We start from the raw sequence: 17,573 nt of genomic DNA, 5'->3' as shown, positions 1-17,573 counted from the left end.
GGTTATGAGATTATATTCTAATTAGCGTTTTGTTTTACGTTATTTTAGTTTTAAAATATGTGTTTCAATATTTTCATTGCTGGGTCTAGGGGCATTTTGATTTACTACTTTGCCCGATTTATCTATCAATAGAAAATGAGGAATTCCTTGGATATTGTATCTTTTGCTAAGTGTTTGATAATCTTTATCGGAGAGTAATACATTTATTCCACTGATATTTTTATTTGCAATTGTAGTTTCCCATTTGTCTTTATTAGTTCTACAGGCTAAATAAACAAACTGAACTGGCTTGCCATTTAGTTTCTTTTTCAATTTTTGAGAAGGCTTCATTTCATTCAGGCATGGAGCACACCAAGGCGCCCAAAAATCAACATATAATATTTGGCCTTTATTCACATCAATAATAGAATCAAGAGCTGTATGTTCGCTCGGTTTGGATTTTATGGTGTTTTGGTTTTTAAGCGTAAGTTTTTTGTATTCTTCAGTTAAATGATTGGCGATGTACGAATCTTGAATTAAATCTTTAACGGAGGAATAAGCGATTGATGAATTTTGTGGAGTATCCTTGAAATTGCGCATGGCAAATAGATGCAAAAGTAAATCTTTTGTTATACCATGTGTCTGATTGTTTATGTGGTTGGCTTGATTAGAAAAATAGTTGTTTGGAACTTTTGCATTTTCTTTGTTTTTACGAATGTCAAAATAAATTTCTCTTAGTTCTTTATCTTGGAATAGATATAGGTTTAGTAACTCTTTAAGTACATCTGATTGTTGTAAAACAAAGAAATCACGATTGTTCATATTGTAATTTTTCAGAAAAGAGAAATAATTTTTTGGCAATTCAATATCTTCTGTTTTAACATTTTTCATCATAGGATTTGACCACCGATAGCGCATTAAATGATCTAAGTTTCTGAATTGGTTTTCTGCATTGAGAATGTCGTAATACAATGGTCCTGCACCAAATTCTTTTCCAAATTTTTCAATTATACTTTTAGTATTACTTTCTATTTTAAATATAAACTCTTTAAATTCCTCAGGTGATTTTGTCTTTGTTGCTTCATCAATAGATTGCCTAAGAGATCCTGTGTATAAAGAGTCGCTCGCCCATTCTTGAAAATTTCTAATTTTATTATAGTCTTCTTTTACTGTACCGCTTATTTGGATATAATCTTCTTTTGATATTGCTTTTCTTGATTTATCATTCCAAATATTTGCATCAATGGTGAAATGTAAACTATCACCAGGACTAATTACGAATGGAAACCATTTATTATAAATTCCCCAACAAAGACCGGGACTTATAAGTTGGGCTTGATATCTAAATTTACCAGTAGAATCTATTTTAATCTGTTTGAAGGGAGTTGATTGAGCAAAAATATCAGGATGTAAAACTTCGATCCATGTTTTATTTTTGTGTTGAGAGAAATTGATTACTTCGCCGCTTATAATTGCTTTGTTTGCTTGCAAAGGTTTGGATTGCTTGCAAGAAGGAAAACTAATTATAGCTATTATGAAGAAAATGTAAAGAAGGTAATGTCTCATAAAATTAATCTGAATTAAAGTGATATTTTTTATTGCAATGACCATAGTTGTGAATTCCTAAAATAGTCTACAATTCTATATTTATTTTACGTCAAGATGTTAAATGTACACAACTTACAACCTCTATACAAGAAATCATAAAAATGAAAACGAAACTTTTAGTAATATTAAATGATTCAAAATAGGATTAACAAAAATAATGTTAAAATATTTGTTGTTTTCTTACAATAATTATAACTTCATTATCGTTTTCAAGGAAGAATATGTTGGATAGAGGTGATAGGTGAATTCTAAAATAGACTCATTATGCTACTACAAATGAAGTTTTACAACCAACTAGTTCTAATTGTAAATGCCCAAGATACAGGATGATGTATTCTGATAGACTCCAAGGGGACAAAAATACAGCTTGATTTTAGATGTTAATAAAGGGCTTGGATTTTTATACAAGCGCATTTTGTGAATATAAAATATGCTTTGAATTTCTTCCGAGGGGTGTATTTGTGCCACATAGGGGGTGTGTATCTTCGTCCGAGGCCATTTTCATAATTAAAAATGTACGTGGAATTTATTCTAAGATGTGTATGTGTTGGCTGAAAGTCACATAATAAATAGCGAACCATTGGGCATGGAATCCCAAAGGTTCACTAATGTCGAAAAATAAATGTGCTCTGTTGATGTTTTTAAAAAAACCTATGGTAAATGTCAGTAAACCAAAAAATGCAATGCATAAAAACAAAACAGAGTCATTTACTTTGTAAATCTAATAAATAAAGTTAATTCGTCGAAGAATAAAACAGTGGAAAACTTACAGATTAATTAAAAAAATGCAAGAGCAGAATCAAAGGTTTACCAATATAAGTTCTTGCCATTGATATTTTGCCAGCTCTTTAATATCTTAAAATGATCTGTTTAAAATATAATTCATAGATAAAAATATACCTTTAACTGAATTGAAAAGAAATGAATCTACAATTGATACGATACAGCATGTCGGAAAGCTCTACATTGGGCATGTTGTTTATTGATGGGCATTTTTCCTGTTATACACTCGAAGACGCAGCGAGAGAAAAGAAAATACCGGGGGAGACATGTATACCTGCAGGGATTTATGGAATCACACTCAGAACTGAAGGTGGACAAAATCATAGATATACTCAGAAGTTTCCGAATATGCACAAGGGAATGCTACACTTGCTGAATGTTCCGAATTTTAAATATGTCTATATTCATTTTGGGAATACTAAGGAAGATACGGATGGGTGTATATTGGTGGGCGATGGGGCCAATAACAACCAGATTGAGGAAGGATTTGTTAGTAGCAGTGTGAAGGCATATCAGGGAATTTATAAGATTATTGTAGATGCAATCGAGGATGGAGAAGGAGTTTGGATTGAGATTGTTGATGGTATTCCTGCTCAGAACAGAAAAAGCCAATTAACTAATGCGGTTGTAGCTGCTAATAAGCTTAATTTACGAAAGTCACCAAGTGGGGAAGTGGAAGGAGTTTTAAACCAAAAAACACGAACCAAAGTTCTTGAATCGCAAGATGGTTGGAGCAAAGTTTTAATTGAAGGGTGGGTTGCCGAAGAGTATTTGGAAGAGTCGTAGAAAGACTTGAACAGTAAAAAATTAAAAGTAGAATAGTTTATTGCCTTAAAATAAAATAACCCAGTCAATGGTTGTGAGACCTGACTGGGTTATTTTTATACTTGTTCTATTATTAATTGAAATTTTAAAGAAATTACTGCAATGCCACTTTTACTGATTCCGCAATTGGAGTTGTTGGTCTTCCTAAAATAGAAGAAAGTGTGCGTGAATCATCGAATAAAGCACCCGTAGAAGCACTCACATCCCAACTTGCCAATCCTATGGCCAATCCCTCAGGAAGACCAATGTTTTTAAGAATATTGGCATATTCTTCTTCTGGCAAATTGTTGTAAGGGATATTTTTCCCTGCTTGCTCCGATATTATAGCAGCCAAATCGGTTAAGGTGTAAAAATCATCACCAGCTAATTCATAAACTTTACCCTTATGTGATTCATCTGCAATTACAATTGCAGCAGCTTCGGCATAATCAGCTCTTGCCGCGGATGAAATTTTTCCATCCTCAGCGCTTCCTAAAAACGCACCTCCGCCAATTGCTCCAGGAACCGATGCAGTATAGTTTTCACTGTACCAACCATTTCTTAGGATGGTAAATTCAATACCTGAATTTGTAAGAATTTCTTCTGTTTCTACGTGCTCTGCAGCAAGATTTAGATGCGAAGTGTCGGCATGAAGAACACTTGTGTAAACGATCCATTTTACCCCAGCCTCTTTAGCTGCATTAATTACATTTTTGTGCTGTGCACTTCTTTGTCCAAATTCCGTACCCGAAATCAATAATAGGCGATCAATACCAGTAAGTGCCTTCGAAAGATGATCTGGTTTACTGTAATCAAATTCACGGGTTTCTACTCCCAAATTTGCAGCCTTTTCAGTGTTTCTTACCAATGCTACAATATTTTCATTAGAAAGCCTGCTTTTAAGTTGTTCAACAACTTGGCTACCTAGTTGACCAGTAGCCCCTGTAACTGCTATTTTCATATCCTATACTTTAAATGATTTTTGTTTGTTAATCGTATACCACAAATGTATAGGAGCAAGAAGGCATGTGAAAGGTAAAAAAGTTCACTTGAATGGTAAAATCAGAATTTACTGTTTTAATGTTGTTTTTTGATATTCAGAAGGAAGCATGTTTACTCTTGATTTAAAGTACTTGGTAAAGTTGGTAGGATCTTCAAAACCAATTTTGTATGCTATTTCTTTTATGGAAAGGGCAGTATAACCCAATAATCGTTTAATTTCCAGCACCAATCTATCTTCTATAAATTGCTTGGCATTAGTGCTTACATATAATTTAATGGCACCATTTAGTTGCTTTGGAGTAACTTTTAGTTCATCACAAATGTCACTTACTCGCAGCTTATAGGATACTTTTTCTTCAACAATTTTTTTGAACTTTATATATACGGCAAAAGAGTCATTACATATAATATCTACTCTTTCGCGCTTGTTTCTTTCGATTTGAATTAAGAAATTTTTAAGAAGATTGCGTTGATATTCAGCTGTGTCAAATTGTAAATCTTTGCTTTGTTCTGCAATCATTTCATCTAAGAGTGCATATACTTCCTTATTGGCAAAATTGCTGATGGGTTTTAATGAATGGGTAAAAATGGTGTAGTCATAAAGATACTGATAATCGGCTCCTCCCTTGATGATAAAATCAGGAGTAAACACTACAGCAAATCCTTCGGCTTGCTGATTGGCAGAGAAATGCTGGACTTGTCCCATTGCAATTGGAATCACTGTATTTTCAGAATAAGCTATCTCCTCAAAATCTACTTCGTGTGTACCTCTTCCTTTGGTAAAGACTAATATCTGATAGAAGTTTAATCGATGCGCTTTGTAATTATTCTTTTGAGAATGTTTTAATATTCTTTGCAAAGGAATTATTTCTAAGCCCAATTTAGTGCTTCTATTATTGAAATTATATCTGGGTATATTGGTTTCACTCATTAGGATTCCTGTTATGATTTAAACCCTAAAAATAACAAAAGAGTCAGTTTAACTGACTCTTTTGTTATTGGATTTTTTTAATCTTGCTTTTTCCCCTTTTCCATTACCAGACCCATTTTACTCATTACATGATCATAGCCATTCTTTGAGTGCGGCAAGGTACATTCGCTACAATTTTTAATACCATTATCGGTATAGGTAAAGTTTCCACCACATTTGTCACCCAACATGTACAATGGGCAAAAGCAGAACAAGCAGTTAAAATCTGCTTCGTTTTTAACTTTATGGCATGGGAAATATTCACATTTTGTATTCTGAACGAATTTGTAATTTTCTGACATGATATGTTGTGTTATTTTACTGTTGACAATATTAAGATTTTTGTTTTAGAGTTTTACTTTATTAGATAGGTTTAATAGCATATCTAAAATGCATATAGGGCTTTTATAGCAAAGACATATTTATAAAGCCCAAAACATTATTACATCCGGCTAAATGCATTGCTTATCGGAGAATATCTTCAATGATCTAAAATTTATAAGATTGCATGTTATCCAGACATAAAATCAGGTAATATCGCCATATATTTGTCTTAATGGGAAAAAATTAACTATTAATAACTTTTAAAAAATGAACACTAAACTAAGGAGTATAGGAAGAGTTTTTACTTTGGCTCTTCTTATTTCATGTACTGTGTGGCAAGCTACGGCACAGGTAAATTATAAAACGCGAGAAGAAATTCCAGCGAAATACAAATGGAATTTTTCTGATATCTACGAAAATTGGGAAGCTTGGGAAGCTGATTTTAAAGCCATTTCAGTAGATATGGAAAAAATTCAAGGCTTTAAAGGTAAATTGGGTGAGAGTTCTGAAAATTTAGCAGAAATGTTGAAGATTCAGGAAGATTTAATGAAGAAGGCATACAAAGTATACCAGTTCGTTTCTTTCCAAAGTACAGTTGACCAAAGAAATATGGAGCTAATGGCTAAGCTTCAGCAAGTTCAATTGCTATTCGCTCAATTTGGAGTAGCTACTGCTTGGATTTCTCCTGAAATGATCCAAATTCCGGAAGCAACAATGAAAGAGTGGGTTGCTTCAAATTCTGCTTTGAAAGATCATAAATTCGACTTATTGGACATGTACCGTTTACAAAAGCATGTTCTTAGCGAAGAGATGGAGCAATTGCTATCTTACTATTCACAGGTAACAGGTACAGCTGGTAACGTTTTTAAAGCAATCTCTACAGCTGATATCGAATTCCAGGAAGTGGAATTGTCTGATGGTAAAAAGGTAAAAGTTACTCCAGGTGTTTACTCACAAATCGTGACCAACAACCTTAACCAGGAAGATCGTAAAAAAGCTTACGAAGCATTGTATGATGTATATTACAAGAACAAGAATACTTACGCTGCTATTTACAATGGAATCGTTCAGGCAAACTGGGCAGGTGCTCGTGCTAAAAAATATGAATCATGCTTAGATGCAAGATTGGAAGGAAATAACATTCCTAAGGATGTTTACTTGAACTTGATCAAGACAGTGAAGGAAAACACTGCTCCAATGCGCAAGTATGTAGAACTTAGAAAGAAAGTTTTGGGTCTTGAAAAATACTATGGCTTTGATGGTTCTATCAGCTTGACTGATTTCAATAAAAACTATCCATATGAAGATGCTGTTGACGTAGTAGTTGAATCGGTTCTTCCTTTGGGTAAAGAGTACCAGGCTAAACTGAAGAATGCAACTGAAAGTGGTTGGTTAGATGTATACGAAAATCCTGGAAAGCGTTCTGGAGCTTTTTCTGCTGGTGTTTATGGTGTTCATCCATACATGTTATTGAATTACGATGGAACCTTGGATTATGTGTTTACTTTAGCACATGAGTTGGGACATACAATGCACACAACTCTTTCAAACGAAAATCAGCCTTTTGCTACCCATGGTTATACAATTTTTGTTGCAGAGGTTGCATCTACTTTTAACGAGCGTTTGTTGTTGGATCACATGATGGAAAATACCAAAGATCCTAAGGAAAGAATTGCTTTGTTAACTCAGGCTATTGAAGGTATTATTGGTACATTCTATGCGCAAACCATGTTTGCTGATTACGAATATCAGGTTCACTCGATGGTAGAGCAGGGAAAACCAGTAAATGCAGATGTGTTGACCAATGTATGGGGTGGTATTGCTAACGAGTATTATGGTGATGCAACTGAAAAAACAAAATATTCAAACTATCCTTGGACAAGAATTCCTCATTTCTACAATTCACCATTCTATGTATACCAGTATGCAACTTGTTTTGCTTCATCAGCTAAATTATACAAGGATGTAATGGAAGGTAACAAAAAGGATAGACAAGCTGCTTTGGAGAGATATATTACCCTATTGAAATCAGGAGGTAATGATTTCCCAATGGAGCAATTGAAAAAAGCTGGTGTTGATTTGTCGAAACCAGAAACCATTATGGCTGTTATCAACCAGTTAGATGAATTGGTTGATCAATTGGCTGCGGAGCTTGAAAAAGTGAAGAAAAGCTAATTAATTAGCATTATAAATATAGAAAGCAGCTCACTTGAGCTGCTTTTTTTATGCCTGCTTATTTATGAGAAAAGCAGGCGAGTGTGGTAAGCTTTGTTGTTTGATTATTTAGATGTCATAATCGGTATAGACAACCGTAAATCTATCATTACCGCTGGAGTGTGACCCTTCCTAAAATTTTGTCCATTACCCATGCGGTATGACTGGCCGACTTTCCGGTAGATGGATGAATAAGCTTTCCAAGCAGGTGGTCTCTCATGTTTTGAACATGATACAGCTGTATGTTTTCAGGATTCTCGATGAATTCTTCCTGAATGCCATTTTCATTTTCCAATAGAATAGCTAGCTCATCGAAAACTGAAAATGTCATTTTTCCTTTACTTCCATATATTTCAACCTTATCTTCTCGGGTGTTACAGCCAAAATTCCAACTCCCAGTTCCAGTTATTCCATTCTGGTGAATCCAACAGGCTGTTATGGCATCTTTGGCAGGGTAGAGTTCTTGTTGATTTGTTGAAATTCCTGATGCATTTTCAATATCACCAAGTAAATAAGTGAACAGATCTAGGCCATGACTTGCCAAATCATCGAAATATCCTCCGGGAGCAATTTGCTTATCGGTGCGCCAATTGTATTCTCCTGATAGATCCAAGGGATTTAGTGCCTTGCTCAAATGCCAGCTAATGTGTCTTATTTGACCAATTGCATGGTCATTGATCAATTGCTTTACCTTATTAAACCGTGGAAGTGAACGTCGGTAATAGGCAACAAAAAGAGGTAAATTCTTTTCTTCGAAAGCATTTGTAATTTCAATACAATCGGAGTAGGATGGAGCCATTGGCTTTTCGATGCAGCAAATTTTTCCGGCTTCAGCAACCTTTAAAGCATATTCTTTGTGAGAATCGGGAGGAGTGGCAATGTAAATCGCATCAATATCATTGTCATGAATTATTTCGTCGGCATTTGTGGTGTATTTTGAAATGTTATGTCTTTGTGCATAACTACGCAATAAATTCTCATCGCGGCGCATTACGGCTAAAAGTTCAAATCCTGGAGTTTTCTGATAAGCTGGTCCGCTTTTGATTTCAGTTACTTTTCCACAACCAATAATTCCCCAACGTATGATTTTATCTGACATATCTTACTTTTTTATATCACGAAGATAAATGTTTTTTGGATTTTAAAAGTTGATGACATTATAATAAAACAGCATCAATTCAAAATGAACCGATGCTGTAATTGATATGCTAAATGAAAGGTAAAATACGATAAAAGTGTGACCAGATCATTTTGATTGAAGAACCACCAACAATTTTTATACCCACTATTGATCTGGTCACTTCATCCCACTTTATTTTTGTTTCCAGCCTCCGCCTAAAGCTTTATAAAGCTCAACTACAGAGTTTAACTGGTTGAATTTAGAATTGATCATGTTAATCTCAGAAGAAAGAGCATTGCTTCGTGCTGTTAATACTTCCAAATAGGTTGTATTGGCATATCCGCTGTTTAAGAGTTCCTCAGAGTAACTCACCGCATCGGTTAAAGCCTGCAATTCCTGCTTTCTGATTTCATATCTTTCCTTTTCTGTTTGGTAGCTGTACAAGGCATCCGATACCTCTTTGCTGGCAGTTAATAAAGCTTTCTTGAAGTTGTATTTTGCCTCGGCTTGTTTTGCCTTTGCAACCTCATATTGGGTTCTGATATTTCTTTTGTTGAAAAGCGGTTGGGTCAGGTTTCCAATTACATTACTGAAAATGGAAGAAGAACTGAACCAGTCTTCAAATTTTAAACTTTCAAATCCGGCTGTTGCGCTCACGCTAATGCTTGGGTAGAAATTACTTTTAGCAACATTGGTTAACTCAAAAGCATTCTTTAAGCCAAATTCTGCCGCCATAACATCCGGACGGTTGCTAAGCAATTGAACCGGGAAACCAGTTTCCAGCTGGATATTGATTTCTTGTTCTGCCAGCTTACCTCTATCGATATCACCAACAGCTCTTCCCAGAAGAATGGAGATGGTATTTTCCAATAGCGATACATTTTGTTTCAGATCAAGCAATAAAATTTGAGTGCTGTACAATTGAGCTTCAGTTTGCTTAACAGCAGCTTCGGTAACCTGTCCGGCCTCTTTCAGACTCATCATGGTTTCCAGACTCTCTTTGCGGTTGGTAACCGTTTTAGTGGCCACTTCAACTTGTGCATCCAATGCTACCAGTTGATAGTAAGCAGAAGCCATATTGGCAACCAATGCACTTTCAATAGCTCGTCTTGATGCTTCAGACTGCAAGTAAGCCGCCTGAGAGGCTCTTTTGTTGCTTCTGATTTTTCCCCAAATGTCTGCTTCCCACGAAATGGTACCGTTTAGCTGGTAGTTTTCATAGCTTGGACCATTTCCTCCGGCTGAAACGCCAGACATGCTGTTATCTGACAATTCGTATTTACCACCGTTGGCACCCAAGTTCAAGGATGGGAGATAGCCCATTTTTCCTTGCTTGTAATAAGCTTCAGCAGCATTAACTCTCTCCACTGCCATCAGAAGATCAAGATTGGAATTCAGGGCCTCACGAACCAAAGTGTTCAGCTTGGCATCGGTAAACAATTCCTCCCAAGGCATGTTGGCTAATGTGGCCGAATCAGTTGTTGATACATTTCTGTATTGATCCTGAATTTCGATATCAGGTTGTTGGTATTTTCTAGCCACAAAGCAAGACTGCAGACTTGTTGTAGCAAATGCTAAAAATACCACTCCATATATAATTTTCTTTGTTCTCATTGATCGTATTCTAATTATTGAATCTTAGCCAGTTCTTCTACTTCAATTTCTTCCAATTCCTCTTCTTTTGGAGCTCCGCTAATTTTCTCTTGAATCATTTGGAAAATCACAAAGAAGGCAGGAATTACAAATACTCCAAATACAGTTCCTATCAACATACCACCAACGGCTCCTGTACCAATGGAGCGGTTTCCTACAGCTCCGGCACCACTTGCCAGCATCAATGGCATCAAACCAAGAATAAAGGCAAAGGATGTCATTAGGATTGGACGCAAACGTGCTTTGGCACCTTCAGCGGCAGCTTGCAATAGTTCCATTCCCTGTCTGCGACGCTGAAGAGCGAACTCTACAATCAGGATGGCATTCTTCGCTAATAGACCAATCAACATGATTAAGGCAACCTGGAAATAAATGTTGTTCTCCAAACCAATAAGCTTTACAAAGAATATGGCTCCAAAAATCCCGATAGGGAGTGACAATAGAATTGAGAATGGAAGAATATAACTTTCGTACTGCGCAGCAAGAAGGAAATAGACAAAAATCAAACTCAATATAAAAACAACTACTGCCTGGTTACCTGCTTTTTCTTCCTCACGGGTCATTCCTGAGAATTCATATCCATAAGTTGAAGGTAGCGTTTGTGCTGCTACCTCGCGAATGGCTTGAATAGCATCACCAGTACTGTATCCAGGGTTTACGTTACCGTTAATGGTTGCTGAGTTAAACAGGTTGAATCGATTTACCACATCAGGACCATTTACCTTTTTCATGTTGACAAACTGGCTTACCGATACCAACTCATTGTTCGCATTACGAACAAATACATTGTTCATCGATTCAATGGTTTCTCTATCCTCAGGCGAAGCCTGAATCATCACACGGTATTGCTTACCAAACCTATTAAAATCGGCAGCATACCAACTTCCGTAGTATCCCTGAAGGGTTGAAAATAGTCCATTAACAGAAATACCAGCCTCTTTTACCTTTTCAACATTCACTTCCATTTCGTATTGAGGGAAACCAGTATTGAAAGAAGTAATGGCATATTTAATCTCTGGTCGTTGATTTAGCGCGCCCAGGAATTGTCCACTTTTTGCCATTAAGTCGTCAAATGAGCCATTCGATTTATCTTGCAGTCTCATCTCGAAACCATCAGAGTTACCAAAACCACGAACAGTAGGAGGAGCAAAGAATAGAATTCTTGCATCGTTTATTGCCGCAGTGCGACCAAACAGCTGTCCGATAATGGCATTTACTTTTTGGTGATCTTCTTTTCGCTCGTGCCAATCTTTAAGCTTGATAACGGCAAATGCTTTCGATCCACCATTGGTTCCACTCATCAAACTAAATCCAATCACGAACATGCGCTCCTGCACAACATCAATCTCCTCGATAATGCTTTCTACCTTTCCTGCTACTTTAGCAGTTCTGTCAAGAGTACTTCCCGGAGGCAAAGTGATATCACAAAAGATGATCCCTTGGTCTTCATTTGGAATAAATCCTGTAGGAGTGGTTTTAAAGAACCATCCTGCCAACAGGGTAAAGCCAATAAGTATTGCTCCTGCTAACCATTTTCTATTGATAAGAAATTTCACAGAGCTGGTATACCTGTCGGTGATTGCATCAAAACCAGTATTGAAAGATGTATAGAATCGATTCATCAATCCTTTTTTGTGATCTTCACTTGGATTGTGAGGTTTCAAAAGCAAGGCACAAAGGGCAGGACTCAATGTTAATGCGTTGATTGCAGAAATAACAATGGCTACCGCTAAGGTGATTGCAAACTGCTGATAAAATGCACCAGTTGGACCTTTCAGGAAGGAAACCGGAATAAATACTGCAGACATCACAAGGGTGATAGAGATAATCGCACCCGTGATTTCACTCATTGCAGATACCGTAGCTTTCTTGGCACTTTTTGCTCCATTATCTAATTTGGCATGAACCGCTTCCACAACCACAATGGCGTCATCAACCACAATACCAATGGCCAAAACCAGGGCAAACAAAGTCAGCATGTTAATCGAGAATCCAAAAAGATTCAGAAAAAAGAAAGTACCGACAATTGCAACCGGAACAGCTATTGCTGGAATCAATGTTGATCTGAAGTCCTGTAGGAAAAGGAACACAACCAGGAATACCAAAAGGAATGCCTCAATAAGTGTTGAAATTACCTTTGAAATAGATGCCTCAAGAAAGTCATTCGTGTTAAAAGGAATTACATAGCCGATTCCCTTTGGAAAATCGGCACTTGCCTTTTCTAAAGTTTGTTCTACTTCCTTGATAATTTCCTGAGCATTGGAACCTGAGGTTTGGTATACTGCGACGGCAACAGATGGATTTCCATTTGTAATGTTCTTTGTTGCATAGCTAAAAGCACCAAGTTCAACTTTTGCTACATCTTTTAGTCTTAGAAAATCACTGTTTCCTTCCGAACGAAGAATTATGTTTTCGTACTCTTCTTGAGTAGAAAGTTTCCCTTTGTAGCGAATTACATATTCGAACGATTGGCTTGAGTTTGCTCCAAACTTACCGGGAGCAGCCTCAAGGTTTTGCTCGTTTAATGCAGCTACAACATCTTGAGGTGTTAAGCCAAAGGCAGCCATTTTTTCCGGTTTCAACCAGATTCTCATGGAGTAATCTCGCGATCCAAAAACATTGGCATCTCCAACCCCATTAATCCTTTTAATCATAGGAATTAGGTTGATACGAGCATAGTTTTCAATAAAGGTGGCATCAAAGTCATCATTTTCTGAATACAGAGACAAGAACATCAATACACTGGTCTGAACTTTCTTTGTGGTTACCCCAGATTGAATTACCTGCTGAGGCAGTTTACTATTCACAGTTGCTACACGATTTTGTACGTTCACAGCTGCAATATCCGGGTTGGTTCCCAATTCAAAGTAAACACTAATGGTGGCTGTTCCGTCGTTACTTGAGGTTGAAGACATGTAGGTCATGTTCTCAACACCATTTACAGCCTCTTCAATGGGAACAACAACACTTTTTAGTAATGTTTCGGCATTTGCACCAGGATAGGTTGCGGAGATTTGCACGGTTGGAGGTGCAATTTCCGGGAACTGCTCTCTTGGCAGAGATGTAAGTCCCAATATCCCTAAAATTAGGATGAGTATGGATATTACGGTCGATAATACCGGCCGTTCAATAAATCTTCTTAACATGATTTTTGTTTAATTTTTAAAACTGAAAGAACTGCTTACTTTTGAGAAAAGGCAACATTACCATCTGCTTTCGATTGCCCGCTTTGAGGGATGATCTGCATGCCTTCGCGAAGTTTAATCAAGCCATCAACAACATATTTCTGTCCTGGATTTACTCCATCTTTTACGATAAAATGATTGTCCACAGTATTAGCGATTGTCACCTCTTTCGATTCTACCTTGTTTTCTTTTCCCACTAGGTAAACGAATTTTTTTCCTTGTAATTCGTAAGTCGCTTTTTGAGGTAGCAAAACAATATCATTCATATTGGATGCCATTTTCACTTTTCCACTAATTCCACTCCTTAACAAGTTGTCAGGGTTTGGGAAAATGGCTCTGTAACTAATGCTACCAGTTCGAGGGTTTACCATACCATTAATGGTTTCAATCCTACCTTTTTGATTGTAAACAGAACCATCAGCTAATACTAATTCTACATCCGGCATTTGTTTGATTTTTTCATCAACACTACTACCATTCAATTGTCTGTTGAATTGTAATAATTGCTTCTCATTCAAAGTAAAATATGCATAGACATTTTTGATATTCGATACTGTTGTCAATGGATTCACTTCAGTTCTTCCAACAAGACTTCCAACTTTGTATGGCAAGCTACCGATAAATCCATCAACAGGACTTTTAATCATTGTATATCCAAGGTTCTCTTTTGCATTTTGATACTGAGCTTCTGAAGCAGCTAACTGTGCCTTTGCAGCATTTAAATTGCTTTTTGCAGTTTTAAGCTGAATGGAACTGATAATGTTTTTTTCAACCAATGGCGTAATTTTGTCAACTTCTACCTGTGCTGAAAATACTTGAGCTTCGGCTACTTTAATATTTGCCTTAGCAGCTTTAACCTGTTGGCTTAAGGTTTCTGCGCTAAGTTTAAAGAGTAATTGCCCTTTTGTTACCTGATCACCTTCGTCGATGTATATTTCATCAATGAATCCATCTACTTTAGGTCGGATTTCGATGTTTTGCATCCCCTCAATATTGGCTGCATATTCATTATATGTAGTGACATTGGATTTTTCAACAGTTTGAACAGGAAAAGGCATCGGACCATGTCCGGCTTGAGCTTGATTTCCTTTTTTGCATGATGTAAATCCTAGCAGGAGGATTATTATACCAGCGAATAAATAGTTTTTTCTCATGTGATATTCTTTTAGTTCTAAAAGTTCGGACTGAAACGAACTTTAGGGATGTTGATTTTTAATATTTTTGGTAATTCCTAATGTTTAAATAATCTTTGGTTTGGTAAGTTCTAGAGTAAAAGAACTATAAGTGTGTCAAGTTTTATGAATTTAGAATGCCAAAATTTATTTAGAAAAATGATCGAAACGAGAACATTTGGTTTCAATGTTTTTGTGAAGTTGTTCCAAAAGGTTGATTGTGTTTGTTAAAAAATCCAAATAAGGCATATCATGATCGATGGTGTACTTTTTATCATTTGACACCTCATTTGCCAGTTGTTTGTATTCTCTAACTTGAATTAATAATTTCTGTTCGGTTCTATACATTTTAATGCTCTCATTAATTCTGGTCAAAAAACCAACAGGGTTTAGGGTGAAATATTTTTTTCTATCACCAGGTTTTGTGTGATAGGTGATTATTTCATTTTTCTGAAGAGTTTTCAAATTTGTAGAAACTGTACTTTTACTAGCTCCAATGAAATTTACCAATTCATCAAAAGTAGAACCATTTTCCTTGTTAATAAGGAGTGTCGCAAAGATTCGTGCTGCTATAGGAGCCATTTTTTCTTGCTTTTCCATAAACAGTCCGTAGCTTTCTACTAATATTTTCTTCCTTTTTTCTAAATCGACTTGGTTCTTCATCCTTGTTAATTTTTTGACAGTGCAAATATAGTATTAGTTCGGAACAACCCGAACTAAAAAATGTTAATTAATGCAAAAATGATAAAAATCAGGTAGCATTCCCATTGTTCTAAAATATCAGAGTTTATATTTGTTCCTGAATAACAACAGATTAAGAAAAGAGGAATGAATCCACGATTTGTGGAGCTTTTCTACAGCTTTGAAAATCAGCCTATTTATAAATAGACTGATTAAGAACTCTTAAACTTTTGTAACATTCAGATATTGTGCTCGTTAAAAATGGTGTTGAGTAATGAATGTATGTGTGTCATTTTTTTGGCACAGAAATCTCTAAATGAATTGTGAAGTTGAATAACGTCTAATAAAATACAAATGACAAAAATAAAGAAGAGGGAATTATCATTTATAGAATTCTTTAAAACTTGTTTCCCAAACAAAAAGATCCCCAAAAAAAGAAGCAACAATGGTGCTTATCAATCTCAAATTGAGTTGTTTTTTAACATTCCACACATTTGGGCAAAATCTAAACCAGCATAAATAATTTGGTACAATACAACAAAATTTATGCTCTAATCGAAAGAATATTAGAGCTAATATTTTTGAATTGTGATCTAAACTAATCGTTTGGAAAAGGATTGTATTGTGAAAAATTTAAATAAAAAATAAACTATCTTAATAACAATTTTCATGAGAGTAGAGAGAAAAGTGATTGCGATTATAATGATATTGAGTATGTGGTGTTCTTTTGCAAGTTGTGATGACGAGTTTGTAGAAGATCAAAATCCAACAGAAGATGTTGATGTGATTGAGGATGAGAATAATGACGATGATAGTACTGGAGATGATACCAGTGAAGAAGGTAACACGGAAGAAGGTAACACGGAAGAAGGTAACGGTAGTGATGATACTTCCAAAGATGGTAACAGATCTACAATTGAGAATAAAGTGTTTAATGAGACTTTGATTATTGATGGCCATGAAAATGATAGTTTGCTTATAAAGAACTGTACCTTCGAAAATATTGATGACATAGCACTTGTTATTAAAACTGTGGATGAAATTATAATACGTGATTGTATCTTTAGAAATTTAAATTCACATGCAATATTCCTGCAAGCAGGTCAAAATTCAAATAATATTACAATTGAAGGAAATGAAATTTACGATGTTTCAGGTATAGGAATATTTGCCGGTGAAGGTCATATTAACACTAAGTGTATATATAATAAAATACACGATGTTGCTTTTGTAGATGTAGAAGGACATACACCCCATGGAATATATTTATGTGGTAAAAATTTCCTTATAGAAGATAATACAATATACAACTGTGGGTCGGCAGATGGTAAAGGTTTAGGTATCAGTGTGCGATCGTATGGCACAATCTCAAAAAATAAAATATATAATGGACGAGCCAGTGGTATAGCTTTCTCTAGCGATCATCCTGCATTTAATGGTACGTTATTAATAGAGAATAATGTCATATTTGATAATTATGAGAATGCAATTGCTCTTTATTTATCGAATGAAGACTCCCCTTTGGGTAATGTGACGGTTCGTTTTAATACTATGTTATCGGATAACAAACCTGTTGTTTATGCTAACTCTTGGAAATCACTATCTAGTGAATTAGAATCTTACGGAAATATCCTAATTAGAGCAGATGGAGACGATAATTATATTGACTCCTCGAGTTCTAATCCATTTTCAGAATTGCAAAACTTATATAGCAATAAAGACATTGGTTTTATTGATTTTAATGCAAGAAATTTTCACTTAAAATCAAATGCTGAGGCACTGAATTTTGCGACAGGAATTAATGAATTTCCAGAGTTTGATAAAGAAAACAACAGAAGGATTTCATCAGGTTTAGATGCTGGTGCTTACGAATATAAATAAGAAAAACTTAAAATATAATAAAGAGGCTATTTCAGTAATGATATAGCCTCTTTTTTCTACATTACTTTCATTTGTTAATAAGTAGCACCTTCAAATTGATATTTGCTTTATAAAGAATTTGTTCTGAACTTGTATAGAGGTAATGCTTGTAATTGTATTGATAAACCAACTTACATATCGGTTACCTTGATTAATTC

At 35.6% G+C, this 17,573-nt stretch carries 12 protein-coding genes; 3 read left to right on the top strand and 9 right to left on the bottom strand.

Going from position 1 to position 17,573, the window contains the following annotated elements; translation table 11 throughout:
• Positions 1-39: 39 nt before the first annotated feature.
• Positions 40-1,590, bottom strand: coding sequence for a TlpA disulfide reductase family protein (locus M0051_RS04515; protein WP_306740356.1), 1,551 nt, complete (start codon positions 1,588-1,590; stop codon positions 40-42).
• A 918-nt stretch (positions 1,591-2,508) separates the two neighbouring features.
• Between M0051_RS04515 and M0051_RS04510 the strand changes: the two genes are divergently transcribed.
• The gene (locus M0051_RS04510; RefSeq protein WP_306740355.1) at positions 2,509-3,156 is read left to right on the top strand and encodes a DUF5675 family protein; all 648 of its coding nucleotides are present in this window, start codon (positions 2,509-2,511) and stop codon (positions 3,154-3,156) included.
• A gap of 133 nt (positions 3,157-3,289) precedes the next feature.
• Here M0051_RS04510 and M0051_RS04505 read toward each other — a convergent pair whose 3' ends face one another.
• From M0051_RS04505 to M0051_RS04495, 3 genes are all read right to left on the bottom strand, one after another.
• Positions 3,290-4,135 (bottom strand): SDR family oxidoreductase, encoded by an 846-nt coding sequence (locus tag M0051_RS04505; protein ID WP_306740354.1) that lies wholly within the window; start codon positions 4,133-4,135, stop codon positions 3,290-3,292.
• Positions 4,136-4,243: 108 nt separating this feature from the next.
• On the bottom strand, positions 4,244-5,035 hold the full coding sequence (locus M0051_RS04500; protein ID WP_306740353.1) for an AraC family transcriptional regulator: 792 nt from the start codon (positions 5,033-5,035) through the stop codon (positions 4,244-4,246).
• Between the two features lie 149 nt (positions 5,036-5,184).
• Positions 5,185-5,448, bottom strand: coding sequence for a cysteine-rich small domain-containing protein (locus M0051_RS04495; protein WP_054721345.1), 264 nt, complete (start codon positions 5,446-5,448; stop codon positions 5,185-5,187).
• A 289-nt stretch (positions 5,449-5,737) separates the two neighbouring features.
• Between M0051_RS04495 and pepF the strand changes: the two genes are divergently transcribed.
• Entirely contained in the window at positions 5,738-7,645 is a 1,908-nt protein-coding gene (pepF, locus tag M0051_RS04490; protein WP_306740352.1) for an oligoendopeptidase F, read from the top strand.
• A gap of 148 nt (positions 7,646-7,793) precedes the next feature.
• Here pepF and M0051_RS04485 read toward each other — a convergent pair whose 3' ends face one another.
• The 5 genes from M0051_RS04485 to M0051_RS04465 all read right to left on the bottom strand — a co-directional run bounded on the left by M0051_RS04485 (position 7,794) and on the right by M0051_RS04465 (position 15,477).
• Positions 7,794-8,783 carry a Gfo/Idh/MocA family protein gene (locus M0051_RS04485; RefSeq protein WP_306740351.1) on the bottom strand — a complete coding sequence of 330 codons (990 nt, stop codon included), beginning with the start codon at positions 8,781-8,783 and terminating at the stop codon, positions 7,794-7,796.
• A 213-nt stretch (positions 8,784-8,996) separates the two neighbouring features.
• A complete protein-coding gene (locus M0051_RS04480) occupies positions 8,997-10,418 on the bottom strand; it encodes an efflux transporter outer membrane subunit (RefSeq protein ID WP_306740350.1) in 1,422 nt (473 codons plus the stop codon).
• A 14-nt stretch (positions 10,419-10,432) separates the two neighbouring features.
• Positions 10,433-13,603 (bottom strand): efflux RND transporter permease subunit, encoded by a 3,171-nt coding sequence (locus M0051_RS04475; protein WP_306740349.1) that lies wholly within the window; start codon positions 13,601-13,603, stop codon positions 10,433-10,435.
• A 35-nt stretch (positions 13,604-13,638) separates the two neighbouring features.
• Positions 13,639-14,796: an efflux RND transporter periplasmic adaptor subunit gene (locus M0051_RS04470; protein WP_306740348.1), complete on the bottom strand. Its 1,158-nt coding sequence runs from the start codon at positions 14,794-14,796 to the stop codon at positions 13,639-13,641.
• A 165-nt stretch (positions 14,797-14,961) separates the two neighbouring features.
• Positions 14,962-15,477, bottom strand: coding sequence for a GbsR/MarR family transcriptional regulator (locus M0051_RS04465; RefSeq protein ID WP_306740347.1), 516 nt, complete (start codon positions 15,475-15,477; stop codon positions 14,962-14,964).
• Between the two features lie 687 nt (positions 15,478-16,164).
• Here M0051_RS04465 and M0051_RS04460 point away from each other — a divergent pair.
• On the top strand, positions 16,165-17,376 hold the full coding sequence (locus tag M0051_RS04460; RefSeq protein WP_306740346.1) for a right-handed parallel beta-helix repeat-containing protein: 1,212 nt from the start codon (positions 16,165-16,167) through the stop codon (positions 17,374-17,376).
• Positions 17,377-17,573: the final 197 nt, after the last annotated feature.

Origin of the sequence: Marinifilum sp. D714, from assembly GCF_030851345.1 — a bacterium.
GTDB lineage: Bacteria > Bacteroidota > Bacteroidia > Bacteroidales > Marinifilaceae > Marinifilum.
The sequence above is the reverse complement of the archived record's forward strand: the minus strand, read 5'-3'. Positions and strand labels throughout refer to the sequence as shown.